General features: G+C 54.2%; 22 protein-coding genes and 1 riboswitch. Of the genes, 11 read left to right on the top strand and 11 right to left on the bottom strand.

Translation table 11 applies throughout. The features are described 5' to 3' along the window. Positions 1–72: 72 nt before the first annotated feature. Positions 73–1,464 carry an ABC transporter substrate-binding protein gene (locus ACFPOF_RS07205; RefSeq protein WP_378131047.1) on the bottom strand — a complete coding sequence of 464 codons (1,392 nt, stop codon included), beginning with the start codon at positions 1,462–1,464 and terminating at the stop codon, positions 73–75. Between the two features lie 272 nt (positions 1,465–1,736). On the opposite strand from ACFPOF_RS07205, the gene ACFPOF_RS07210 reads away from it, so the two are divergent. After that, positions 1,737–2,582, top strand: a complete 846-nt coding sequence (locus tag ACFPOF_RS07210) for an AraC family transcriptional regulator (protein WP_378131049.1) — start codon at positions 1,737–1,739, stop codon at positions 2,580–2,582. A 55-nt stretch (positions 2,583–2,637) separates the two neighbouring features. Here ACFPOF_RS07210 and ACFPOF_RS07215 read toward each other — a convergent pair whose 3' ends face one another. After that, entirely contained in the window at positions 2,638–3,141 is a 504-nt protein-coding gene (locus ACFPOF_RS07215) for a YwhD family protein (protein ID WP_378131050.1), read from the bottom strand. A gap of 658 nt (positions 3,142–3,799) precedes the next feature. Here ACFPOF_RS07215 and ACFPOF_RS07220 point away from each other — a divergent pair. Both ACFPOF_RS07220 and ACFPOF_RS07225 read left to right on the top strand, forming a co-directional pair. Further along, positions 3,800–4,216: a MerR family transcriptional regulator gene (locus ACFPOF_RS07220; protein ID WP_378131052.1), complete on the top strand. Its 417-nt coding sequence runs from the start codon at positions 3,800–3,802 to the stop codon at positions 4,214–4,216. A 30-nt stretch (positions 4,217–4,246) separates the two neighbouring features. Beyond that, positions 4,247–5,479 carry an MFS transporter gene (locus tag ACFPOF_RS07225; protein WP_378131054.1) on the top strand — a complete coding sequence of 411 codons (1,233 nt, stop codon included), beginning with the start codon at positions 4,247–4,249 and terminating at the stop codon, positions 5,477–5,479. A 24-nt stretch (positions 5,480–5,503) separates the two neighbouring features. Here ACFPOF_RS07225 and ACFPOF_RS07230 read toward each other — a convergent pair whose 3' ends face one another. Continuing rightward, positions 5,504–6,271, bottom strand: coding sequence for an AraC family transcriptional regulator (locus ACFPOF_RS07230; protein WP_378131056.1), 768 nt, complete (start codon positions 6,269–6,271; stop codon positions 5,504–5,506). 134 nt (positions 6,272–6,405) lie between these two features. Between ACFPOF_RS07230 and ACFPOF_RS07235 the strand changes: the two genes are divergently transcribed. Continuing rightward, positions 6,406–7,368 (top strand): alpha-L-fucosidase, encoded by a 963-nt coding sequence (locus ACFPOF_RS07235; RefSeq protein ID WP_378131058.1) that lies wholly within the window; start codon positions 6,406–6,408, stop codon positions 7,366–7,368. 64 nt (positions 7,369–7,432) lie between these two features. Here ACFPOF_RS07235 and ACFPOF_RS07240 read toward each other — a convergent pair whose 3' ends face one another. Beyond that, on the bottom strand, positions 7,433–7,735 hold the full coding sequence (locus tag ACFPOF_RS07240; protein WP_378131060.1) for a hypothetical protein: 303 nt from the start codon (positions 7,733–7,735) through the stop codon (positions 7,433–7,435). A 573-nt stretch (positions 7,736–8,308) separates the two neighbouring features. On the opposite strand from ACFPOF_RS07240, the gene ACFPOF_RS07245 reads away from it, so the two are divergent. From ACFPOF_RS07245 to ACFPOF_RS07260, 4 genes are all read left to right on the top strand, one after another. Next, positions 8,309–10,405: a HelD family protein gene (locus ACFPOF_RS07245; RefSeq protein ID WP_378131062.1), complete on the top strand. Its 2,097-nt coding sequence runs from the start codon at positions 8,309–8,311 to the stop codon at positions 10,403–10,405. 1,031 nt (positions 10,406–11,436) lie between these two features. Beyond that, positions 11,437–13,446, top strand: coding sequence for a M1 family metallopeptidase (locus ACFPOF_RS07250; RefSeq protein WP_378131064.1), 2,010 nt, complete (start codon positions 11,437–11,439; stop codon positions 13,444–13,446). A 49-nt stretch (positions 13,447–13,495) separates the two neighbouring features. Beyond that, positions 13,496–14,281 carry a hypothetical protein gene (locus ACFPOF_RS07255; protein ID WP_378131066.1) on the top strand — a complete coding sequence of 262 codons (786 nt, stop codon included), beginning with the start codon at positions 13,496–13,498 and terminating at the stop codon, positions 14,279–14,281. Positions 14,282–14,651: 370 nt separating this feature from the next. After that, positions 14,652–14,794, top strand: a riboswitch (cyclic di-AMP (ydaO/yuaA leader). 5 nt (positions 14,795–14,799) lie between these two features. Further along, positions 14,800–15,315, top strand: a complete 516-nt coding sequence (locus ACFPOF_RS07260; protein WP_378131068.1) for a C40 family peptidase — start codon at positions 14,800–14,802, stop codon at positions 15,313–15,315. Positions 15,316–15,416: 101 nt separating this feature from the next. On the opposite strand, the gene ACFPOF_RS07265 is transcribed toward ACFPOF_RS07260, so the two are convergent. From ACFPOF_RS07265 to ACFPOF_RS07290, 6 genes are all read right to left on the bottom strand, one after another. After that, positions 15,417–16,706: a hypothetical protein gene (locus tag ACFPOF_RS07265; RefSeq protein ID WP_378131070.1), complete on the bottom strand. Its 1,290-nt coding sequence runs from the start codon at positions 16,704–16,706 to the stop codon at positions 15,417–15,419. Continuing rightward, on the bottom strand, positions 16,703–17,803 hold the full coding sequence (locus tag ACFPOF_RS07270; protein WP_378131071.1) for a DUF58 domain-containing protein: 1,101 nt from the start codon (positions 17,801–17,803) through the stop codon (positions 16,703–16,705). The genes ACFPOF_RS07265 and ACFPOF_RS07270 overlap by 4 nt, the downstream gene beginning before the upstream one ends. Then, complete coding sequence (locus ACFPOF_RS07275; protein WP_378131351.1) at positions 17,800–18,738, bottom strand: AAA family ATPase; 939 nt, start codon at positions 18,736–18,738, stop codon at positions 17,800–17,802. Before ACFPOF_RS07275 ends, ACFPOF_RS07270 begins: the two co-directional genes overlap by 4 nt. 127 nt (positions 18,739–18,865) lie before the next feature. Beyond that, a complete protein-coding gene (locus tag ACFPOF_RS07280; protein WP_378131073.1) occupies positions 18,866–19,750 on the bottom strand; it encodes an ABC transporter ATP-binding protein in 885 nt (294 codons plus the stop codon). Positions 19,751–20,188: 438 nt separating this feature from the next. Beyond that, positions 20,189–20,524, bottom strand: a complete 336-nt coding sequence (locus ACFPOF_RS07285) for a TFIIB-type zinc ribbon-containing protein (protein WP_378131353.1) — start codon at positions 20,522–20,524, stop codon at positions 20,189–20,191. Between the two features lie 72 nt (positions 20,525–20,596). Beyond that, positions 20,597–21,361, bottom strand: coding sequence for a YheC/YheD family protein (locus ACFPOF_RS07290; protein ID WP_378131075.1), 765 nt, complete (start codon positions 21,359–21,361; stop codon positions 20,597–20,599). 160 nt (positions 21,362–21,521) lie between these two features. Between ACFPOF_RS07290 and ACFPOF_RS07295 the strand changes: the two genes are divergently transcribed. The 3 genes from ACFPOF_RS07295 to ACFPOF_RS07305 are packed head-to-tail and all read left to right on the top strand — an operon-like array spanning position 21,522 to position 24,719. Then, positions 21,522–22,790 carry a phenylacetate--CoA ligase family protein gene (locus ACFPOF_RS07295; protein WP_378131077.1) on the top strand — a complete coding sequence of 423 codons (1,269 nt, stop codon included), beginning with the start codon at positions 21,522–21,524 and terminating at the stop codon, positions 22,788–22,790. Beyond that, positions 22,787–23,764 (top strand): 2,3-diaminopropionate biosynthesis protein SbnA, encoded by a 978-nt coding sequence (gene sbnA / locus ACFPOF_RS07300; protein WP_378131079.1) that lies wholly within the window; start codon positions 22,787–22,789, stop codon positions 23,762–23,764. The genes ACFPOF_RS07295 and sbnA overlap by 4 nt, the downstream gene beginning before the upstream one ends. Next, positions 23,751–24,719, top strand: a complete 969-nt coding sequence (locus tag ACFPOF_RS07305; protein WP_378131081.1) for a 2,3-diaminopropionate biosynthesis protein SbnB — start codon at positions 23,751–23,753, stop codon at positions 24,717–24,719. Before sbnA ends, ACFPOF_RS07305 begins: the two co-directional genes overlap by 14 nt. A gap of 101 nt (positions 24,720–24,820) precedes the next feature. On the opposite strand, the gene ACFPOF_RS07310 is transcribed toward ACFPOF_RS07305, so the two are convergent. Beyond that, positions 24,821–25,738, bottom strand: a complete 918-nt coding sequence (locus ACFPOF_RS07310) for an NHL repeat-containing protein (RefSeq protein WP_378131083.1) — start codon at positions 25,736–25,738, stop codon at positions 24,821–24,823. Positions 25,739–25,846: the final 108 nt, after the last annotated feature.

Below are 25,846 nucleotides of genomic sequence, written 5' to 3' on the forward strand. Positions count from 1 at the left end.
CCCTTCTTTTTCGTCATTTGGGATGAGGATAAGGAAGCAAGCATCCTTACCCTCATCGTCGATATCCTGCTATTAACCTTTAGCTCTTGCTTTCTCCGCCGCTTTCTCGACGCGATCCGCCCACTCTTCCGGCGTGATCTTACCCGCGGTCAGTGCGATGATCGCATTTTCCATCTCTTTCGTGACGTCGGCGTTGATCGAAACCGCCGGCAGGACGATCAGATCCGGGCTGCTATAGTACTTGCTCGCGCTAACCGAAAGTCCGCTTGCTTTCGTGCCGTTCAAGTCGATTTTGTAGTTCAACAGCGCTCCTGCGAGTTCGGCGAACTCGGTAGCCGATTTCTTCGTGTACATAAATTGGATGAAAGCTTTAGCCGCTTCCGGATTTTTCGCCTTCGCCGCGATTGCGACCGGGCTTGAGTACGGATTAGCGATGTATTTGCCGCCTGGCTTCTGCGTGATCGAAGGGATCATGCCGAACTCGAATCCGGCCGGCGTGTCTTTCTTCATTTCGTTCTCGACCCACAGTCCGTTCGGAACGAATGCGTCTTTGTGCTGAACGAATTGGATTTGCGAATCGGTATGGTTGAGCGCGATCGCGGCTTTGTCGATGAAGCCTTTGTCGCGCATCGTGACGACTTGCTGCAGCGCTTTCATGACTGGCTCGCTCTTGAACACGCCCGGTTTCAAAGAGGCGATATCGTTTATGATCGAAGGATCGTCCCCGTTGTTCGATACGATTGCGGGGAACAGGAAGCCGCCATTGAAATAGCCCGGATACACGCCCGCATGGATGTACGGCGTCATGCCCGAATCTTTAATTTTCTGGCTGACTGCCAGGAAGCTGTCGAAGTCGGTCGGCACTTCCCAGTTGTTTTTGCGGAACAGCGCTTGATCGTAGAACGTTCCCCACGAACCGAATACGTATGGGATCGAGTAGATTTTACCGTCATACTGTTGCGGCTGTGCGATCAGGTTGGCGGAGATGAGCTCCCCGTCGCTGTTCTCGGCCGTTTTGTACCAATCCGTTAAATCCATCAATTGACCGTCTTTAATCGCTTGCGGCACATCCAGTCCGCCTGCGCAGTCGATGAATACAAGATCCGGCGGATCGCCCTGAATCCAGCGCGGTTTCATTTGATCGTTAATTTTCGGACCGGCCGACTCTTTAATGTTCACGTCTGGATATTTCTGTTTGAATTCGGACAGGACCGCTTTCTGCCAAGCATCGCCGTAACCGCCTACGCAGTACTGGACTTCGAAATCCCCTGCAACCTTCGGCGCATTCGAACTTGCGCTCGCGCTAGGCGACGCATTGTCCGAAGAGGATGCCGATGAGGACGCCGTTGGCGACGACCTCTCCGATTCTTTCGCCGAGTTATTGGAATTTCCGCAGCCTGCAAGAGCAGCGGATAGCACAAGCACAGAAGCCAGACCAGTAAATATTGTTTTTTTCGTTCTCACTTCAGCAACTCCCCTCAAGTTTTACATTGAATAAATGAACAATCCCCTCGTCATTCTTGCCGATTGCCAAATGTGCGACTTGCATCCACCTCCTTTTTTTCTGGAAAGCTTTAGTCTTTATAGTATTAAGTGTACAATAGAAAGCGCATTCAGTATTTGCACTGGATATTACTCTTCTTGCGCAACACCCTTTAATTACAAGCGAAAGGACTCACTTTCCCTCGAAATCATTGCACTTTATCAACATTCTCTCGAACAGCGGGGTGGATGATTTGAAAATACGTACGTGCAATACGGTTACGATAAATAAGTCGAATACCGCCTTGGGAGGTATCCATGTAGATAGCTTCGAAATTTTGTACATAACGAAAGGACGCGCCAGATTTCAGTGGGCTCATAATAGCAGCGAGGTAGAAGCTCCGGCTATTTTTCTTATTTCTCCCTCTACGCCTCATTCGCTGGATAGTGCCGGGGCAGAGATGAGCTGCTGCTTCTTGGAGCTGAGCGAATTGAACGATCCTTTTTTTACAACCTATAACGTCGACCGTTGGAACCTGATGCAGAGTCAGAAAGTTAACGCTTCCCATCCGCTCTTTATTTCCTCGATCCAGCAATCCTTTGATTTGATCTACCAGCTTTTCTTTACCAAGATGGCTAAGCAGCACGAAGAACTCGAACAAGTATGCGTGCTCGAGGTACAGAAAATATTCAAATTGATTGCCCACATCCTTCTTTCCACATCTAATCAAGGGAACATGGACGGCCAGAAGAAGAAATGGACCTCGCTTGAAACCGTCGAAATTCTGATCAACTATATGGAGTGGAGATATAGCGACGAGATTACCCTTGAAATGCTCTCCGACTTGGTGCACCTCAATCCTTCTTACCTCATCCGCGTATTCAAAGAGCATACTCACTGCACGCCGTTCGAGTATTTGCAGACGCTTAGGATGAAGGCTGCCGTAAGTTATTTGACAAGAAGCGACTTGCCTCTCAAATCCATCGTCGAGAAAACCGGATTCAACAGTATTCATTACTTCTCGCGGTTGTTCAAAAAAATGTACGGGGACAGCCCCATTCATTGGCGAGATCAGATGAGAGCGAAAAAGCCAGAATAACGGCAACTGCTGCCGCTATTCTGGCTCCCTGTCATCTCAATCCTATCTCTGACCTCTACGCGAGCAGATCTTTCAACGTTTGCGGAGAGTTGTCCCACCACTCGGCGTTATGGGCAATGAGCAGCTTCACCAGCGCCGCTTTCTCGTCTGGGCCGATGTTGTCGAGCATGTATTTCCGTTTGATTGACGCGTCGAGCCTGTTCACGTGGTCGGGCAGCAGCTTCCAGCCTTTGCGCGCTTCCGTATCGATCAGCATCTCGCACGATGCCGCGCCCGCATAGTACGAACCATTCTCGTTGCGGTCGACGGCGACCCAGACGACCCATGCTTGACGACCGTTCGGGACGAGCGACTTATCCGGCGAAAATTTGATTCCTTTCTCGATCTTGCTCTTGGCATGCATCGCACCTACGTCGATGTACGCCTCGCCTTCGTCGATAATGACGCAAGCGACTTGGCTAAGGTCGATAGACCCCGCTCCGAATCCTCTATGTTCCTTGTTGCTGACGACGTTCAAAGATAATTTCTTCTTCTCAGGCGGCTGCGCGCTCGTGTCCATTCGTAACCCTCCAACCTACTCATTGTTCGTATCCCCTTATTTTAGCGATTTCTATGAAAAAAAGCGATCATTGTGTTGTTGGGTCCAGGGCAATCGCTTACGAAAATCGGGCAGTGCTTGCTTGGTCGGTGTCCGATGCTGATTAGCCCGATTGAGTATGTTTTCATCCAAACATTCGCGAGGCATCCGTCAGCGGGCATTTGTGCGAAATTTCGTACAAGGCGGTGCGTGAGGTAGTCCGTCAGCGGGCGTTTGTGCGAAATTTCGTACAAAGCGGGGCGCGAGGTAGTCCGATAACGGGCATTTGTGCGAAATTTCGTACAAAGCGGGGTGCGAGGTAGTCCGCCAGCGGGCGTTTGTGCGAAATTTCGTACAAGGCGGGGCGTGTTGTTCCCGCTTTTTACTCGATTGTGTATGCTTTTTCATCAAACATCTGCATTGCGGTATCCGTTTGGCTGACTGTGTATGATTTTTCGTCCATAGACTCTGCTTCTACTTTTCATGACCCGTGCTGTGAGTATGCAGTCTGCTGAGTTCAACCTATCTCTATTCGTAAGCGATTGCCCTGTTGTTGGGCCTACTCCATGTAAAAGTTAACGTTGACGTTAACGTTACACAGGATTATGATTAGTTCTGCGAACAAGAAGGAGTGACGGAGATGGAGCAATACAAGATCGACGATGTGGCCAAAGCTTGCGGGCTCACGAAGCGCACCATTCGATATTACGAGGAAATCGGTATTCTCATGCCGCCCGAGCGAAGCGAAGGCGGGATGCGGCTGTATACGCAGCAGCATATCGACAGACTGAATCAGATCATTAAAGCCCGCGACGTGCTTGGCTATACGCTGCAAGAAATTCAAGATTTCGTCGCCATCCGGGAGGAAATGTACGGACGCCGAAACGTGTATAAGGAAACGGGAGACGAAGCGGCGAAGAAGCTCGAGCTGATCGAGATCAAGCGTGTCGTCGCCAAGCAACTCGAGATGATCGATCAGAAGCTGCAGACGATGACCGAGTTCCGCAAAGAGATCGACGAGATTTATCAACGCGTCTGCAAGGCGCTGGAATCATAACTACATCAAAAGAAGGGAATTGCTACAAGCATGCAGTCAACTCAAGGACAAGCGACACATAAGAAAAACTCGATGTTTGATCAACCGATCGCCGTATGGGCGGTCGCCTTCGCCAGCATAATCGCCTTCATGGGACTCGGACTTGTCGACCCGATCTTGCCGATGATGAAGGACAAATTAGGCGCTTCCGACAGCCAGCTTACGTTATTATTTACAAGCTACAACGCAGTTATGGCCGTAGCCATGCTCATTACGGGCCTAATCTCTTCCAAGCTCGGCGTCAAAAAAATGCTGCTCACCGGAATCGTCATCATCGCTGTATTCTCCGGTCTAGCCGGCTGCGTGAACGACGTGATGGCCATCGTCTGGCTGCGTGCCGGATGGGGACTAGGCAACGCATTCTTCGTCGCAACGGCGCTGTCCGCCATCGTCTCCATGTCCCATGTCGGAGTCGCGAAGTCGATTATTTTATTCGAAGTTGCCGTTGGCCTGGGCATTTCAGTTGGACCTCTTCTTGGAGGCGAACTAGGCGCGATTTCGTGGCGCGGACCGTTCTTCGGCGTCGCCGGTCTGATGGTCATCGCGTTCGCGCTGATCTTCTTCATGATGCCGAAGGCATCAACCGTCGCAACTGCCGCGAGTTCGAAGCGGAAAGCTTCCATCCTCGACCCGTTCCGCGCGCTGAAGCATCGCTCGCTTCTCACATTCGGCATCGCGGCAATGCTGTACAACTTCGGTTTCTTCACCCTGCTCGTGTACGCCGCCCTCGTGCTCGGACATTTGCACCATGTCGACGTTCACGGACTCGGCTATGTTTTCCTCGGTTGGGGACTGCTGCTCGCCATCACTTCCGTGTTCACCGCTCCCGTGCTGCAGAGACGCCAAGGCACGATCAAAGCGATGTGCGTACAATTGTTGCTGTTTGCAGCGACCTTGTTCGTCATGGGGTACTGGACGACGGACAAAACGACCGTCATCGCCATGGTCATTCTGGCCGGCGCGTTCCTCGGCAACAACAATACGCTCATTACGACGGCGGTCATGAACGCCGCCCCGGTCGAGCGCCCGACGGCTTCGGCGGCATACAGCTTCTTGCGTTTCATCGGCGGAGCACTCGCTCCCTACTATGCAGTTAAGTTCGCCGAATGGTTCGACTTTCATGCACCGTTCTACATCGGCGGAGGCTTCGTCGTTCTCGCTGTCATCGTCATTGCCTTGAGCCATAAACATCTGAAGCATGTCGATCAGGTCGAGGGACATTAAGCGACCAAAAACAGCCCAGCGAGTTCACTCGACTGGGCTGTTTTGCTTTATGAAAGCCGACGGAGACATTCCTCGGCTTCTCTTGAACGCATGGCAGAAAGAAGCTGCACTCTCATACCCCGTCCGCGTCGCCACGTCTTGTATCGACTCCCTTTTTCTCAGCATAGCCTCGGCTTGGGTCATCCGATATTCCCGAATATATTTGTTCGGCGTCATTTTCAGCGCCTGTTTGAAGATTCGTAAAAAGTGCCTCAAGTCCAGATGAAGCAAGTCGGCGAAATAGCGGTTGCACAAGTTGTCGCCGTATTTCTCATGGATGAGCTCGAGCACCCGGTTAATTCGACTATCGTTCAACCGCTCGATGCCGTACGTTTCGCAGAACACCGCCAACAGCCCTTGAAAGAGGGTCCTGACTGTCACTTCATCGCGGGCAGTATGATCATCCGACAAATAAAGCGTAAGAGCTCTCGTCAAATGATCAACAACCGTATTCGGCTCCACCCGATATTCCGCGAAACGATCCATCTGCAAAGGCGGAACCGTTACAAAATCGAAATACAAATGATCCAGGCAATCTGCACCGTCATGGACCGCCGAAAATTCAATGCCGTAAGGAAATAAATAAAGGTGTCCCGGTTTTAACTGATGCCTCATTTGACCACCTGTAAAATAGGCTGTGCCGCCGAATACATAATAAAGCCGGTTTACATAAGGAAAGTGATCGAACGTCCAGTGGCTGGGTGCAACCCCTTTACCATAACAAATAAACTTGATCATGGACTCGGCAGCCACATGCCTACCTCCTTTTCACATGTCGCTTTTGATGCGATAAAACGTCGCTCTTGCATACATCATTCGTCTGTCCGCTTCTTTAAGATAAGGATATAAGGATTCACTTATCATCTCATCTTGGCAGGAGGCGTACGATGCAAAACAAAGAATGGTTCAAGCAAGCACAGTTCGGCATGATGGTTCACTGGGGATTATACGCCCTACCCGCAGGGGAATGGAAAGGCCGGCGTATGTCTTATATCGGCGAATGGATCCAATCCCGATACAGAATCAACAACGCGGAATACGGACAACTCGCGCAGGCTTTTAATCCGATTGCCTTCGATGCTGAGGAATGGGTGAAGCTTGTCCGGGACAGCGGCATGAAATATTTGGTCGTCACCAGCAAACATCATGACGGCTTTGCCATGTACCACTCGAAAGTCGACAAGTTCAATATCGTCGATGCCACTCCTTTTAAACGGGACGTCATTGCCGAATTGGCGGAAGCTTGCTATAAATACGGCGTGAAGCTCGGGCTATATTATTCACAAGAATTGGACTGGCGGGAGCCGAATGGCGGCGGGTATACAGCTGAAGAAGATAACTTCGGCATGAGTTGGACGAACGATTGGGATTTTCCCGATAACGATACAAAAGATTATTCGCAATGCTTCGAGAACAAAATCAAACCGCAAGTCGAAGAGCTCATGCGCAATTACGGCGATCTTCTCTTGATCTGGTTCGATACTCCATTTACCATCTCGCGGGAACAAAGCGACGAATTGTACCGGCTTGTTAAGCAATATCAACCTGACTGCCTGATCAATTCACGTATCGGCAACGATGTCGGCGATTATCATTCCTGGGGCGACAACGAAATTCCGGACGAGTATATGTCGGATGGCTTATTTGAAACGCCCGCGACGCTCAATGACACTTGGGGTTACAAGAGCTTCGATCAGAATTGGAAAAGCGCTGAAGAGGTGCTCCGGTTGAAGCATCATTTGAATACCAGAGGAATTAACTACCTGCTAAATGTCGGACCGGACTACCTCGGAAGGATTCCCGGCCCTTCTCAGGATATTCTGAGGAAAGTCGGCGGGGCGATCAGGTAGCCGCGGGAGTAGGTGGGATAGGTGCAGGATAGCGCAGAGGCGCTCCCTCCGGAGTTCTACATGCTCAAGGTGCGAACCCATTTATTTTGTCGATGTTCATCGCAAGGAAGAAGAAGTAAAACACGATGTAAAAGACCGCAATTAAAGAAACACGGGCAACACCCGTTTTGAATTTTACGAACAGCCAGAGAGACAGCACACCGACAATTACGGCGTAGACAGCAAAGGTGCTGATGAAGTAACTATTGAACGCGCTCAACGGTACAAAGATGTTCATGCTCCGCGCCTTTTGCAAAAGAACAAAATATCCCGCAGCGCCTAACGCCACGACTATAGCCGTAAATCGCCACTTGGTCCACGCGGCCATAGCTTGTCCCCCTCCTAACTGCAGTAAATTGCACGGAGGTTCCAATCTTCCCTGCAGTTTACTTCAGTTTATCTCATTCGGGTAACTTCCCCAAGCAAATCCGCAACTATTTCTCCGCAAACTCTCCTACATGCCGAAATAAGAGCAATAATCCACCTATTCCTCCGAAAAACCTCCCATACGCCGAAGTAACTGCCATACTCCAACTATTTCTCCCAACCGCACCTCATTTGCAGCATTTCTGAGAAAATAGGTGGAACTCGTCGCTATTTGTGCCGTTCTCCGCTTCATGTTACCTTTTAACTGCAAATCGTTGCTAATCTGCAAGGTATCCCGCCGAATAAACACTGACCCGCGCTAAACGCCAAATAAGGCCCGAAACGACTCCGCAATGGAGAGATTTCGAGCCCCGTTATCGTCGAACAAATACGCGAACGTTTGTTCGTATTATTTTAGGTAATCCTATACTCAACATCATAACAAAACGTAAAAGATAAGTCTATTGTTTTATCGAAAAATGCGTCACAATAGGGAAGCGAAATAAGCGAACGACGCAAGGAGGTTTCACAAACGATGGAAACATCAAATCCGACCTACCGGGAAGAAACGCAAAGACTGCAGGAAACGTTCGAAGAGATCGAACGGCAGCGGGCGGCGATCGGCCCTGTCTATCGCGGACAGGATTTTACCGAGCAGCTGCTCGAGGAGAAAAGGGAAGAATACCGCCGCCGGCTAGCTCTGCTTGGCAATGAACCTTATTTCGGCCGGATCGACTTCCACGAAGACGGGAAAGCGGCGGCGGTTCCGCTTTACATCGGCAAGCGAGGTATGGACCGCGCGGACACGAACGAGGCCTACGTCATCGATTGGCGGGCTCCTGTCGCAAGCTTGTTTTATTCATTCATCGGAGGGGAATCGCCGGTTGAATACGAAGCTCCGGAAGGGACGATCGGCGGCTCCGTCTATCTGAAGCGCAACTTATCCATTCGCGACAAGGCGCTTCAGCGAATCGTCGACAGCTATGAGCGCGGCGGAGATAATATCGGTCTGAACGACGAGTTTCTTCTGTATAAGCTCGGCGACAAGAAGGACAACAAGCTGCGCGATATCGTATCGACTATTCAAGCGGAGCAGGACGCGATTATCCGGGCGACTCGCTATAAGGCACTCATTATTCAAGGGGCGGCCGGTTCCGGGAAAACGACGGTCGCACTGCACCGACTCGCCTTCCTTCTGTACCAGTACCAGCAGCAGATGAAAGCGGAGCGGATGATTATTTTCGCGCCGAATACGATGTTCCTCGATTACATCTCGGGCGTGCTGCCGGAGCTCGGCGTCGGCAATGTCGAGCAGACGACGTTCGCGGCATGGGCGCTCGACAGACTGAACGCGAATGTAAGACTCGTGAAAGATACCGCCGAGGGCAACGTTTGGTTCTCCCTCGTGGCGGACAGACCGCCGATCGACGACGAGACGCCGGGAAGGTTCAAAGGCTCGCTCGCGTTTAAGGAGAAACTGGATGAGAAACTGCGCGACATGGAGCAATCGTTCCTCGGCGACGAGCCTCCGGCTTTCGAAGCGTGGGACGGCAAAATATTGCCGGGCAGCATGGTGCGCGAATGGTTCGAAGTGGAATATCGCCACTACGCGCTCGCGCCGCGCCGGGAAAGGCTTGTTGCGAGGATCAATCGCTGGCTGGAAATGCAATTGACTGCGATCGGCGATCCGAAAATTCGCAAGGAACGGAGCAAAACCGCCAAGAGCAAATTGCGCACCTACGCGAACAAGCTGCAGAAGGCAGACGCTCTGGAATTGTACAAAAGCTTGTTCTCGGCTCCGGATGCGGCTGCCTGGATGCCCGCGAAAGTCGTCAAGGAGACGCATGCCTATCTGAAAAAAGGGTTCGTTCAGCCCGAGGATTTGCCTGCCCTCGTCTGGATCCACGTCGCGCTGAACGGGCGCGAAAATCTCTCGTTCGACCATGTTGTCGTCGACGAGGCGCAGGATGTGTCACCGCTACAGATCGCAGTGCTGAACGCCTTCATGAACGAGCCTTCGTTCACGATTCTCGGAGACTTGGCGCAAGGCATTCATGCCTATCGCGGCGTGCAGCGCTGGGAGGAGTTGGCTGCCGTCTTCGACGATGAGCACAACTCTTATCATGCGCTTCAACAAAGTTACCGCTCGACGCTGGAAATTATCGAATTCGCCAACCGAATACTCCCGCATACGAACACCGGACTTCCGGCGGCTACGCCCGTCTTCCGAAGCGGCGATCCGGTCGAGATCGTTCGGCTGGAGCGCGAGGAAGAGCGGCTTCCGTTCATTCGCGGATTCGTTGAGAGCAACCGGGAACGAGGCATGCACACGATCGCTATCATCGGCCGAACGGACGAAGCGTGCGAGAAACTTCACGCAGAACTGTCGGCGGGAGGCATCGAAGCGAACCTCATCTCCGAAGGCCAGACGCAATATCGCGGCGGCGTCACGATCGTGCCTGTCTACTTATCCAAAGGGCTAGAGTTCGATGCCGTACTCGTCGCCGACGCGAACGATCGCCACTATTCCAGCAATCCGCAAGACGCGAAATTGCTATACGTCGGCTGCACGCGCGCGCTCCATCAACTGGCGCTGTACGCTTACGGCGAAGTGACGCCTCTCGTTCGATAGGGGCCGGGCGCTTCGGCGTCTGTCTTGCCGTACTTGCAGGTCTTGCCGGTCTTGTCGGTTTTGGCGGTTTTGCCGGTCTTGTCGGTTTTGCCGGTCTTGCTGGTCTTGCCGGTTTTGCCGCTCTTGCTGCCGTTGCTTCTTTCCGCTGGCCTGCTTCCCCTCTCGCCAAAAGAATCGTTAGGTGCTCTGACGGTTCTTCTGGGTTAGGAGGAAGTTTGCGACTTTGTCTTAGTTGTAAAAATGGCAACTGATTCATAGTGTTTTCCGTTGCGAGGGTCGTTGGTTGTATAAAGGGCATTTGTTTTCTTCATTTCACCGGTTTTTTGAGCAATTGGCCGAAACAAGCGACCTTTCTACAACTGGTCTGCCAAAAGTCGGAGAAACGCTGAAATGAGTTGATCTTTTTACATTTAGACGATTATAACGATGGCAAGCCTCCGGCTCTCCGCAAACGCGGCGCGGTCGGAGGCTTGTTTGGCTTATCCCGAACGGATTGCCGAATCCGAACCGCTCGCCGATCTCATTAAACTTCAAGTCTGGAGCGATTTAGTGCCTCTTGAGCTATAATTCCCTGCAAGGAGCTACCTACGTGGGCGATTTAGTGCCTCTCGAGCAGTAATTCCCTGCAGAGAGCTGCCTACGTGAGCGAATTAGTGTGCCTCGATCAGTAATTCCATGCAGCAAGCTACCTTCGGGAGCGATTTAGTGCCTCTCGAGCAGTAATTTCCTGCAGAGAGCTGCCTACGTGGGCGAGTTAGTGTGCCTCGATCAGTAATTCCGTGCAGCAAGCTACCTTCTGGAGCGATTTAGTGCCTCTCGAGCAGTAATTCCCTGCAGAGAGCTGCCTACGTGGGCGAATTAGTGTGCCTCGATCAGTAATTCCGTCCAGGGAGCTACTTTCGAGGACGAGTTAGTGTGCCTCAAGCAGTAATTCCGCCTTCGCAACCCAATTTCTTGACAAGCATCGGAAATATTCCGCGGACAACCCACATATATATCTCGTACATGCTTGTCAACGGGGGGTTATCCGTATGCCTAAGCGCCGTTCGCTGCGAATGCTGCTTTTCGTCGCCGCCGCCGCTGTACTTGTGTTATCATTCCGGTTCGGGTTCGCCGACGCTTGGGTGGACCAATATGCCTGGCCGGCTTCGGCGTCGGTCGAGTTGGAGAACGGACTAGCATCCGCTTCTACCGCTCCCGCAGCCGCCGAACCTAAAGCGGACCCGATGCCGGATGCGCCGACGAAGTCGACTCCCTCCGTGCTCAGCAATCGGGTAGTGGAGTACCATATCTCCGTCAAGCTCGACGAAAGACTCGGAACGCTTAACGGCGAACAGACCGTCACTTGGAAAAATCCCGGCCGTAAACCCGTCGGGGAGCTGTACTTCCACCTCTATCCGAATGCGTTCGCATCGGGCAGCACGTTCCTGAAAGAATCGGGCGGCCAATTGCGCGGCGACAAAATGAAGCCTGGCAGCGGAGGCGGTATGACGCTGACCGCCCTGACGACGGACCAAGGCGAGACGCTGCTGCCGCGTCTGCAGTACGTTCAGCCCGACGACGGCAACAAGAGCGATCGCACGCTGGTCACTTTTCGCTTGCCCGAGCCCGTCAAGCCAGGCGCCACCGTTACCCTGCGTATGGCTTACACCGTCAAGCTGCCCGATGTCTTTGCTCGTATGGGCAAAGCCGGCGACTTCGTCATGGCCGGCCAATGGTTTCCGAAAATCGCCGTCTATGAGACGACGGGCACAAGAGGCAGAACCGGAGAAGGCTGGAACCTCCACCAGTACCATGGCGACTCGGAATTTTATGCGGACTTCGGCATCTACAGCGTTCGCATCGAGGTGCCCGAGACGTACGTCGTAGCCGCGACAGGATTTCAGACGAAACCCGCCGTCGTTAATGCAGGGCGCAAAACATTCCAGTTTTACGCCGACGACGTTCACGACTTCGCCTGGTCCGCCTCTCCGAACTTCGAATATGTAGAAGATTCCTTTTCCTCCCTGGGCGTTCCCGGCGTTCGCATCAAGTTGTATCTCGACCCCTTGCAGAAGGATTTGAAAGATCGCTACATGCATGCCGCCAAGTCCGCTCTCGCGAAGCTAGGTCAATGGTATGGGGAGTACCCGTATTCGACTCTGTCCGTCGTCATCCCGCCAGGCAACGCCAACGGTGCGGCAGGCATGGAGTATCCGACGCTTGTGACCGGCGCCTCCGCGAAGTCGGCAAGTCCAGGTTACGATCTCGAGCGAACGCTCGTCCACGAGATCGCGCACCAATACTGGTACGGCCTTGTCGCCTCGAATGAATTCGAAGAAGCGTGGCTCGACGAGGGCTTTACCTCTTATACCGAAGATAAGCTCATGTCGAGCATTTACGGCGTGTTGCCGAACTTGACGGTCGAAGCCAGCTACTTGACCAACCCCGAGCCGCTGAATCAATTTTCGTGGCGGTTCAGTTCCTCCGACGGTTACGCCGAGAACGTCTACATGCGCGCCAAGCTCGTCCTGACCGCCCTCGAGAAGCAAGTCGGAGACAAAACGATGAGCAAGATTATGCGAACTTATTTTCAGAAATACAAATTTAAGCATCCTTCTTCGGGAGACTTCCAACGGGTCGTGGAAACGGTCACCAAGACGAAATGGAACGACTTCTTCCTGTCCTACGTGCAACGCGGGGAGATGGCGGACTACGCTGTCGAATCGATCGACTCGAAAAAAACGAAAGAAGGTTACGAGAGCACGGTGCTGCTAAGAAGGTACGGTGGAAGCGCGCAACCGGTGTCCGTCCTTTTCCAGTTCGGAGACGGACAATCGGTTCGCAAGCAATGGGACGGCGTCCAGAACCACGTTCAACTCAAACTTCGCTCCGGGTCGCCGCTGACGTTCGCCGTCATCGATCCGAGTAACAGCGTCGTGCTGGACAACCGAAGATTTAACAATTATCTGCTCGCCGAAGTACCGCACGAGAAGCGTTCCCGCCTGACGACCGGGATTACGCAACTGCTGGAAGGCCTGTTCGGGACAATGGCGTGGTAAGGAGAGTGAAGCCGCAATGATACGTAGCTCGATAAAAAAGGGATGGGACATGACCGTCCGTCATAAAGTTGTAGTGGTTCTCCTGTTCCTGTACCGGTTGCTGTGGGGGTTTTTCCTGTACCGGTTCGTTGATTCCATCGCGACGCCGATACTGGCACGCTATCCGGAAGAACATCCGAATTCCGACGCGGCGCAGCTTTTCCTCGTCGAAGCCCAATTCCGCCTGCTGAAGACCGACCTCGTCAACGAGTCGCTTTGGCTGATCGGAGGCCTGCTTCTACTGCGGATGCTGCTGACGCCTCTCCTGAACGCAGGCGTATTCTACTCCTTCCATCACGCGACGGAGGACGCAGGCACACGCGTATTGTTCGGGATTCGCCGGGCATGGAAGCCGGTCACGCTGCTGTATTGGGCGGAGAATGCCTTGCTGCTATTGCCCGCCGTCTGGTTGGTGCCGTTCGCGAAAGACCGGTTTTTCTCGGAACCCACCTTGTCCGATTGGCTTAAAGATCTGGCGCCTTATGCGCTTGCCTGGTTGACCATCGGCTTCCTGCTGCATATGCTGTTTCAGTTCATGCAGTTCGGCGCCGCATCCGGCGAAGGCATCCTGAACGGGCTTGGCTTGGCGTTCCGCCGGGCGTTTCCTCTGCTTGGCACCACGCTCGCGTTGCTCGGCATCGGTTTGGCGGTGTCCGCGACTGCATGGACCGTCTCCATGCTTTGGTCCGGATTTATCGCCGTCGCGCTGCATCAGGCTTTCTACTTTGTTCGTTCCCTTCTGACACTGTGGGCGTCCGCGTCTCAATATCAGGTGTGGTCCGGAACGGAGTCGTAAGTGACTGTTACGAAATAACCGTTCGTCTATCCCTTGTCTTTTGCCGGATTACTGCGTCATCTTCAACCTTGCGTAGCTCTGCTACGCGGCGGTTTCGCTTCCTTGTACTCCGACAAAATCCTACGGGATATCCTTCTCGTTATTTCGCAACAGCCCCTAAGCATCCTGTCCCCTTATCGACAATATTTCATAGGGACATTCCCCGGTTGGCGCCTTTTTGCGGGCGCAACCGGGGTTTGACGTTATTATCGGCGGCTATTTTTTACACGAAAGGGGGGGCGTATTTCCTAGTTATCCCATGTAGATGAGTGAATTCTCATTTAGCACATGCAGGAAATTCGTCATAAAAACCGAATATGTATGACGAAGAAAACAAAAGCTGCCGAGTTCTCGCGAAAGCGGGAAACGGGGGAACCAGTCTTCACGGGTGAATTGGCTTCGCTTCACAGGAGCCATAGGGGAACCTTCTACCGAACCCTCCAGCTAACCTCGTAGGCATTGGAAGGAGTCAACCAGTTTTGCGTAAGGTTTCTGTCATGCTTATCGCTTTATGTTTCGCACTGGCCTTTCAGGTAGGAAGCGCTTTCGCCGATTCCAAAATGGAAGAGACGTATAAGCCCCTGCTTGGCATCGACTACAAGTACGGTGGAAATACCAAAAGCGGCTTTGACTGCTCCGGATTCACGCAGTATGTCTTTAAGCAACTTGGTATCAACCTCAGCCGTTCTTCGAGAGATCAGGCGAAGCAAGGCAAGAAAGTCCTCCGCGACAACTTGCGTCCGGGAGACCTCGTGTTCTTCAACACGAACGGAAAAAGCATTTCGCACGTAGGCATTTATGTAGGCGACGGCAAAATGGTTCACTCCCCTTCCACGGGTAAGAGCGTGTCGATCGTAAGCATCAATGACAAATACTACGCATCGCGCTATGTAACCGCTCGTCGGGTCATGGACACGGACACGTATCAAGAACTCGCAACCGATCCTGCGGACGCGGACGATGCGGCTAATGCAGCTGACGAAAGCGCGGAATAAGCGAGTGTCATAGGACAGAAGGCCATCCCGGAATCATCGTTAGATGATTGCTAGGATGGCCTTTTGTTATGACGTTGGTGAAGGCGAGATGAAACGCGCCGTCAATTCGGACGATCGCGCTTCAAGCGGTCAGCTTCTTCCGTGCCAATCTTACGTGAACTATACTTCGCTTGCTCGTACAGACGTTGCAACAGCGGTTTGGCTCCGGCGAACCATGCCCAGTAAGCGATAAGTTTCTTGGAATCGGGTGCGCGGCGATCAGTGCGATGTCGTTCAAGCCGTGCCAGCGTCTCCGCCGGCGTATCGGAGGGGCGAAATTCGAACCCTTCAACGATGCCGGACAGAACCGCTTCCTCGTACATGAGCCTGATTTGCTCCGTTTCGTCGAGCTTATCCCAGTCCGCTTTTCTCATCTTCTTATGAAACAAACCTCCAAACGCCGGAACGAAGCCGCGCCGTTTCGCGAGCGAACGCCTCTCTTCCACATAAGGCAGCGTTTCCTCCGGCCGCTCCCGACGGAACAAGGCAAGGAGCGACTGCCAGATGCTCCGCCACGTCCATGTTTTGTTACGCCACATCATTCTTATGAACAACAACACGAGAATGATGCAGAACACCGATATCACCCAGGTCAGCACGTTCCAGCCTTTCCATGTCGAACCGGGGCCCAATTGCTCCGTCAGGTTCATGGATCCCGTATCGTCTGGAGGCTGCAGAAATTTCTCCGAGTCGATCCATCCCGTATCCGGCTTCAAAGAGTTCGGTGGTGTCAGCCATCGCGAGCCGAAACTTACCGTCAGCGCCACGACCAGGACTCCTATCGCCAGAAAAGCGTGCATATATGTTCGGCTAGCTTTCCTAATCGAGCCGGTCGCGATGCCCTGGAGCAAAGCCGCTTCATCCATTAGACGTTTGTTGAGCAAGAGGAACCACGCGAGCATCCAGCCGACGGTCAGCACGATCATTTCCGGACGGTAATTTCTCCAGACCTCGTCCGCAGCGATTAACGCTAACGCCCCAGTGGCAATTCCGAATCCGAGCGCAGCTTGCAGATGGCCGAAGTGGGCGTAGCGGCCACGCCACAACGCAATCCCCCACCATATGAACACGACGACAGCGTTGTCCATGCTACTGAATGCATACACGGCTATGATAGCGAGCAACACAATCATGGCCACCCGTCTCCATACCGTCGGCAGCGTGACATGCAAGACTAAACCAACGGCAAACAGAACAAGCGCTAGACTGAAAGCACCGCTACCCGATACCCTCGAACCGGAGCTTGCCGAGAGCAGCAGCCACACGGGTATCCATATCAACCCCTCTAGCAAAATGCGGCCGATTATCCTGCCGAGCGGAGAAGCGCCCGCCTTCATTGCGAACCGGCTCATGACGCGACCTCTCCTTTCCCCAGCAACAGAAGCTCCACCGCATTGCCCTGTTCCCGCAATTGGCGGACAAACTGGCTTTCCTTCTCGCCGATGAACCCCGACAAGAGCAAATAATGTTTGCCTCGCCGCTTTTCATCGATCAATTGCTTGAGCAAAAACGACAATCCGAGCTTTGTCACCGGTTTAAAGCCTGCCATCGCCTCTAGCATGGCATCCATATGTGCGGCACCGCTTTTTTCGGAAACGCGAAAGACGGAAGTATCGCTTTCGTCCGTCGCCCCGTTAAAAATCAAGCCCGTCCTCCCCCCGCCACCGATCATGTACTGGGCTACGGAGGCCGCGTAACTCAGCGCTTCTTCGAACGTTTCCGCCGAAATTCGCACATTGTTCGCATGGTCCAGCAGTTCCGCATTCACGATCACAGTCAGATCATTATCCTGCATCGCCTCCCGCCGATGGACGAGCATTTGCCCCGTCTTCGCCGTCGCGCTCCAATTCACCATGCGAAAGGGGTCGCCCGGGCGGTATGGCCGTATGCCGGATACGAACGGCGCATCCTCGCGGATCGGGCTCGCCATGCTGCGAATGCTTTGCACATACTTGCGCGCCTCGAGGGGGAGATCGCTGATCGGTCTCACTTTCGGATAGACGACGATTTCCAAGTCCGCGGGCTGACGAACCGAACGGCCGGAGAAACCGACGAAGTCGCCCGATGTCAGCGTATAGCTATCGATGCGATATTTGCCCCGCGACGGGCAGACGATCTCGTGTTTACGCACGATTTCGGTGTTGCCCGGTATGCTGAACAGGCTCGCATGGTTTTGCAGCCGATCGCCGCTATGGATCGACATGTCCGCCTGCGCGTGCTTAAAAACGATTTGCGCCGGGAGCAGCGACTCTACTCGTACCCAGGGACGCGGCAGCCGTGCGCGATTCGCGATCGTCTCCCTCATCCACAACGATTCGCCGGCATGCACCCGGGAAGCGCTGAACGACCGATCATACGACACTGATTTTAATCCAACGATCCTGAAAACCGCCCATTGAAGCATATAAAGTGCAGCCATCACCAGCACGATCCACAGGACAACCGTCATGCCCGCCTCGTCTCCAACGCCGATTCCGTCGGTACCGGGATCCCTGCAATAATGGCATCCAGCAAGGCTTCAGCGCGCCTCGCTTCCGCACGCATCGCGTCCCGAAGAATGATGCGATGCGCCAGCACCGGCTTGACGAGTGCCTTGATGTCGTCCGGCACGACGAAGTCGCGCCCCTTCAGCAGCGCGCGGGCTTGCGATGCTCTCACAAGTTGCAAGGCTCCCCGCGGACTTGCCCCGAACGACAGGTCGGAGTGGCTCCGCGTCGCCGAAACAATCGCGATCGCATAGGCGTATGTATCGTCGGAGACGTGGACGCGACGCAGTGCCTGCTGCAATTCCGCCACTTCCGCACGGCCCAACCGCGTCTTCAACTCCGCAAGCGGATTACCAGGAATGAAGCGGCGCATAATTTCCAGTTCCTCGTCCGCTGTCGGATAACCCATCGATATACGCATCATAAAGCGGTCAAGCTGCGCTTCCGGAAGCGGAAACGTTCCATGGTTGTCGATCGGATTTTGCGTAGCGATGACGATAAAAGGCTGTTCGAGCGGGTACGTAACGCCGTCAATCGTCACTTGCCGTTCCTCCATGCACTCGAGCAAGCTGGACTGCGTGCGCGGAGTCGCACGATTTAGCTCGTCCGCCAGTACGATGTTCGCGAATATCGGACCTTTGCGCATTTCGAACTCGCCGCTTTTTTGATTGTAGAAGTTGATGCCTGTAACGTCCGACGGCAGCAGATCGGCCGTGAATTGAATGCGACGCATTTCGCAATCCAGCGACTGCGCCAGCGATTTGGCAAGAAGCGTCTTGCCTGTGCCCGGCACGTCTTCGAGAATGACGTGTCCCGATGCCAGCAAAGCGATGAGCAACTGCTCCACCACCTGCTCTTTGCCGACGATAACCGAACCGACATTATTGGCGATATCCATAAGCTGCTGGTTAATAAGAGCGTGATCCAAGACAACAACACCCTTCTCCGTTTTCTACAGTTTACCTGTAACGGAGAAGGGTGAGAATAGCAAAACTTATTTTATGGTTTATTAAATGCAGCTGCGACTATGCCAGCGCCTGTACGCGTTCAGCCTGTCTGAGGTCATGTTGTTCCAGCATGGGGTTGTTATTAAGCCCTGCATTCGCCGCTCCTGCATGGGATGGATCATCGGCAAGACCATACGACAGACAAAGCGGCGCTCCCGTCCGAGGGTCGGGTACGATGTCTGCATCGATATTAAACACTTCGCGCAGCATTTCGCACGTCATGACCTCTTCAGGCGGTCCTTCGTACAACACCGTGCCCGCTTTCAGGGCGACGAGATGCTGCGAGAACCTGGCCGCATGGTTCAAGTCGTGCACAACCATAACGATCGTACGCTTCTGTTCTTTGTTCAGCTTCTCGAGCAAGTTCATGACTTCCATCTGGTGCGCCATGTCGAGGAACGTTGTCGGTTCGTCGAGCAGCAACACCTCCGTGCCTTGCGCAAGAGCCATCGCAATCCAGCCCCGCTGCCGTTGACCGCCGGACAGGTGATCGACGGATCGATCGGCGAACGCGGACATGCCCGTCGCTTCGAGCGCCCAATCGATCATGCGGCGATCTTCGGCGGAGAGGTTGCCGAAACCTTTCTGGTGCGGATACCGGCCGAAAGCAACGAGCTCACGCACCGTCAATCCTTCAGGCGCAGATGGATTTTGCGGCAAAATCGCCAATTGCTTCGCCACTTCTTTGGTTGGCTGGCGATGAATCATTTTGCCATCAAGGTAGACCCCGCCGCCTGTCGGCATCAGAATACGAGCCATCGACTTCAGAATCGTCGATTTGCCGGAACCGTTCGCTCCGACGAGCGCCGTAATGATGCCATCCGGCACATTCAAATTCAGCTCCTGCACGATTTGCCTGCTGCCGTATGCAAGAGACAACTGATTTGTGTTTAACCGCGACATGGCGTAACTCTCCTTTGATGGTAGTGATGGTGATCATGTGATGCAATTATGGATAGGAACAATGATAATCGTTCTCAATATTACGCTGCTTATTGAATGATAATGGTTCTCACCAACGATGTCAATGCGCTGGCGGGAATTCAGCAGAGTATTAGCTGCACAACTCCACTTATTTCAGAGAACCGCGCGCAAATGGTGAAAATAAGACGAAAACTCCACCTATTTCATGCTAAACCCGCAAAACCACGCCGCTTTCCGCTAATTAACTGCATATCGTTGCTATTTTTGCCGACACCGCGTCAATTGAACGAAATAGTTGGATATCGTTGTTATTTCCTCTCGATAGCCGTATCTCGTCCCCACTCCCACATCGCCCCGCCATCCCACAACAAAAAACGCCCCGGCGGGCGGCCGAGGCGGTGCGATTGTACGTGCAGGTCAGTCGAACAAATCTCCGAAGACGTCCATGACGCTTTTTTTCTTTTTCTTGTATGGCGGATATGACGAATGTCCATGTCCATGTCCTTGTTGCTGCTGCGGATACGATTGCTGCGGTGGCTGACTATACTGTTGGCGCTGAGGTTCCTGTGCATTACGCGGGTCGCCGTAGTACCATTCGTTATATTCCTGTTTCACTTCGCGGACGTCTTGCATCAGCTTGTCCAGTTCCCCCCGATCAAGCCAAACCCCTTTGCAAGACGGGCACACGTCTATCATGATCCCATTCTTCTCCACTTCCCGCATACGGGAGTTTTCGCATACCGGACAATTCATCAGCCAATCCCCCTCGTTCGATTCATTGCCCTCTTTATTACGGACAGCATCTCCCAAGGTTTCGGCCTTCATTTACCCTCTGCGCGCTTTCGTACAATTCAACGCGTACGTTCTGCCGTAACCGCGTGCGTAGCGGATCATTTCATTTAACATGGAAAGGTCGGACAGCTTCGCAAAAGGACAAGGGTCCGGCCGCGTGTTCACTTCGAGAATCCACGCCCGGCGCTTCCCGTCGACCGCGATGTCGAGCCCCAGCTCCTTCATCCTCGGATGCGACGCCTGGAATTGGCTTGCCGTCGCTTTCGCAAGACGTTTGAATTTCTTTTGCAACCGATCCGCCGTCCCCGCGTCCGTCAACCTGCTCAACAACGCCCCTGCATCATGGATGCTGCCGCCCTGGCTTCCGTTCGTCACTGCCTTGCCCGGATGGGCGACACGCGCAGCTATGCCGGTTACTTTCCACCTGACTCTCCCCTTCTGAATCATCACGCGAAAATCAATCGGCCGTCCTCTCAGCTTCAGCATCCGCACGCCTCTTTGCGCCAAATACGATCTACCCGCCGTCTGTGCCCCGATCCACGAGTACATCTCGTCATAGGAGGCGAAAGTCCGTTTCCGCATACCCTGCTGTACGCTCCATCTGTCCACTCGCATGACGCCGATGCCAAGCGATCCTCTTTCCGGCTTGACGTATGCCATGCCATGCTTCTCAAGCAGCCGTGCAAGCGACTTCCGTGTCATTCGCCGAGTCGTCGGAATGTGCGCGGACAGAAACGGCGATCTGACCATCAGCTTTGTTTTCACCCATTTGCTGGATATCCTCTGCGTTGTGCTCAATGCGTCTCCAACTCCTTTTCTCCGCGAGTCGGCGCAATCGCCGAATACCTTTCCCACACCATATGGGTTTTCCCGCAGAGAGGAAGGGCGCGTGTCTACGCTGGATGAACAAACTGCTCATATACATGAATAATCCATTGATCAGAGCGGGGGAATCTTGGTGGCACATGACCGGCTGCGCCGCAAAATAGAGCGGACAATCGACGACTTTCCCTGGTACGGCGAACGACTCTCGGCTGAGGGCATCAACCTCTCGGGCGACATCTCCCTGGAACAGCTTCCCCTTCTGACTGAGGAAGTGTTGGAGCGACACTATTACGGCGGGGAACCGCCGCCGTTCGCCACGCGCGATGGCATCAGCTCTTATCGAACGTCCGGTACAAGCACCGGTCGCCGCAAAACCATCTATTATTCCAGAGAAGATGAACACCACTATGTGAGAATTAAATCGGAACTGTTCGCGAAGCTGCTCGAACCGCTCAGGGCCAGAACCGCGCTTTCCGACATGGGCACCGGGCACGCCGCCGCCACAGCGGTCGACGTCTTCGCCGGGGCTGGCGTCTTTGCACAATTGATCTCGTTCGAGAAGCCAGTCACGGAGCACCTGGCCAAGCTAGACTCGCTTCGTCCCGACGTCCTGTACACGATGCCTTCGATCGTCGACCGTTTGCTTGCCGCCTCGACCGCCGACCCGGCAACTTACGGCATCCGCCACGTCTTGCTCGTTGGGGAGATCGCCTCACCGGCTTGGCGCGCGGGCATTGCGGCCCGCTTCGGGCTCTCGCCGACTGACGTCACGGACACGCTTGGCTCGATTGAGATCGGCACGATCGCTTATTATTCGCACGAAGTGAACCGGTATTTGTTCGTCGAGGGGATCGAAGCGGAGGCTATTCCGATATCGGCGGTGTCTGACGTATCGACTGGAGAACACGACGAATCGTCTAAAGTCGCCCCGCCTCATCCGCAGGACCAAGTGCTCGTGTTGACTTCGTATACGCGCGATCTATTTCCGTCGATTCGATATGTCACCTATGATATCGTACGCGATCTGCGTCCCATTCTCATCAATGAGCGATGGACGATGAGTTTTGAGGCGATCGTCGGTCGTATCGGACCTGAGTTGAAGCACGGAGAGAAAATCAGCCTCTACGACATTGAAGAAGTCGTTTATCGTCATTTGCCGGGAGCAAACATACGCGTGCTAGCCGGCGGCAACAAACTGACCGTCCAGGTCGACGACAAGGAACGCGACCCGCAAGTCTATGCCGCTATCGAAGCCGACCTGGCGGATCGCATACCGGACATCGGTACGATGATCCGGGGCGGTCTTCTGGATGCGCTACGGGTCGTCCCCGCGAATATCTCTTATGAAGGCACAGCGTTGAAACACAAAAAGATCCATTACGACCGGGGGACGAATGCATGAGCGACCATCGACTCGACGAAGCCGAACTGATGCGGGGCATCGGAGGGACGATCGGGCGCACGCCTGCCGTCCCGCTCGCTCGCCTATTCGCAGACGAGCCGTTCAACGTATACGCGAAGCTGGAAATGTTTAATCCCGGGGGCAGCTCCAAGGATCGGCCTGCCCTTTCAATCCTTCGGGAAGCGATTCGTTCGGGCCAAGTCGGAAGGGGATCGACCGTCATCGAATCAAGCTCGGGCAACATGGCCGTCAGCCTGGCGCAGCTATGCCGCTATATGGGCTTTCGGTTCGTCTGCGTCGTCGATCCTCGAACGACGATTTCCCATCTCCGACTCATTCGCAGCCTCGGCGGAGAGATCGACCTCGTCGACGAGCCCGACCCAGTAAGCGGCGACTACTTGCCCGCGCGCATTCGGCGCGTTCGGGAACTGTGCGACACGACGCCGAACAGCTTCTGGACGAACCAATACGGCAATCCGAACAACTTCTTGTCGCATTACGAGACGACGATGCCCGAGCTGATTGCGGCTTTGCCGCGCATCGACTATTTGTTCTGCGGGGTCAGTTCGTGCGGTACGATCCGCGGCTGTGCGGAAAAAATCAAAGACAGCGGACTGGATACGAAAATCGTTGCAGTGGATGCGGTCGGCAGTGTTATTTTCGGAGGGGATCGGGGTAAGCGGCAGTTCCCGGGACTTGGCGCGGCGTTGACACCCTCGCTTAGCAAACACGAGTTAATCGACCGAATCGTCTACGTGTCCGATAGGGACTGCATCGAAGGTTGCCTGGCACTCTCCGCTAAAGAATCGATTGTAGCCGGCGCCTCATCCGGCGGCGTTGTCGCGGCGATCCGGGCGATGAAAAACGACATTCCGCCTGGTTCGGTATGCGCAGTGATTTTGCCCGACAGGGGCGAACGTTATCTCGATACGGTATACAACGAAGAGTGGGTGCAGCAGCATGTATTATCTTAACGACGGAAATATCCGTGAGATCGGCATCGACTGGACGGCATTGCGGGACTTGATCGAGCAGACCCTTCAGTTGGCCGGCACACCTGAGATCGTTCAGCCGCTTAAACCTTATTTACGCTACGGCGATCCGAGCAACCGCATTATCGCCATGCCCGCCTACGTCGGAGGCGCAACAGCATCGAGCGGCATCAAATGGATCGCAAGCTTCCCAGGCAATCTGTCGGCGGGCATACCTCGGGCCCACAGCGTCATCATCCTGAACGAACCGGACACCGGCGTTCCCGTCGCCGTCATTAACGGCGCGCTCGTCAGCCAGTTGCGTACGGCGGCGGTGAGTGCGGCGATGCTGCGCTCCTATATGGTCCTTGGTCGCCGAGAACGATATCGCGTCGGGATCGTGGGGTGGGGACTGATCGGCCGCAGGCAATTCGAGATGCTGACCTCGTTGCACGGCGATGTCATCGAGACGATCCGCCTGTTCGACAGTCGCGGTATCGACCCGTCGACGATCAACGCCGCCTGGCGCAACCGAACGATCGTGGCGAGCGATTGGCGCGAGGCTTATCGGGGCGCCGATATCGTCATCACGTGTACCGCTGCGACCGAGCGATATATCGATGAGCCGCCGACTCCCGGAGCGATATTGTTAAACGTGTCGCTTCGCGACTATATGCCGATCGCCGTCTGCGGGAATAAGACGACCGTTGTAGACAACTGGCAGGAAGTGTGTCGGGAAAACACCGACATCGAGCTGCTGCACCGGGAATCCGGACTGAGCGAAGGGGATGCGTTGACGCTGCGAGAAGCCGTCCTGGATGGCGCCCTGCGGCATTGCCCCGCCTCAGCGCCAGTATTCTTTAACCCGATGGGAATGGCAGCTTTCGACATCGCCGTAGCGGCGCATTATTTGAAGGAGAGTAACCGACTCGGCATCGGGAACCGGCTCGATGACTGACAGACACGAATAGTCGGTCCCTCCATTATAGGAAGAACCGACTCGTCGGAGCAGTCATAAACGTCAGAAAGGGCTTTTGACGAATGTATTGCCGATCAAGCTTAGCGGCGGCGAATCAGCTTCGTGACGCGACCGTTGTGAATCCATTCCGCGACGAAGACGTTGCCGTCCGAATCCACGCACACTCCGTGGGGGGAAGAAAAGCGGTTCTGCCGGTAGTATCCGGCGTCCAGATTCGGCCAACCGGGCTGCTTGTATGCCTGCTGGTCTTCGCCCAGATGAGTGATCAACTTGTCGTTGCGGTCGAAAATCGTGATGCGGCTGTGCAGATCCGGGAAGTAAACTTCGTCTCCATAGTAATAGAAGCTACACGGCATGTCCATGTTCTCGTCAATGACCCGCTTGAACCCGCCGTCCGGGGTGAAAACCTGAATACGGTGGTTCCCTCTGTCAGCCACGTAGATTTCCGGCTCCCCGCCGCGCAGGTCGACGGATACGCCGTGCGGGCAGTTCAGCAGTCCCGGCTCGGAGCCTTTGCCGCCCCAGGATCGGATATATCCGCCGTTGGCCGAATATTGATGGATCCAGCTCTGGCCGTAACCGTCGGCAATATAGATGTCCCCGTTCGGAGCAACCGCGACGTCGGTTGGGACGAACCTTCTCTCCCCGTCATAAATGTCCGGCAAGTCCGGCGTTCCGATCGTCAGAATCGTTTCGCCTTCCAGCGTCGTCTTGACCACCTTGCCGCCCGCCGTATCGGTCACGTACAGGAACTCGCCCTCCCCTTCCTTGTGCAAGTAGAAGCCGTGCGCTTCCTGGAAGTCTTCTCCCCAAGAGGAGAGGTAATTGCCCTCGGCGTCGAATTTGACGACCGACGGCTTCCCGGTATGGAAGACGTACACGTTACCCTTCGAATCGACGTCAACGCCGTGCGTATACCCCCACTGCATCGTCTCCGGAAGCTTTGCCCAGCCCTCCGCTACTTCATATACATGCGTGCCGTTTCCAACTTGAATCATTCTCCATCCACCGCCATTTCGAAATATCGTTCTCTGCCCTACTGATTCTCCTCCAAGAGGGAAATCTCCTTTCTTTTCCTCGGAAAAAGCTTTTCCAGGATAGGAAAA

The organism is Cohnella soli, from assembly GCF_042655525.1.
Taxonomy (GTDB): domain Bacteria; phylum Bacillota; class Bacilli; order Paenibacillales; family Paenibacillaceae; genus Cohnella; species Cohnella soli.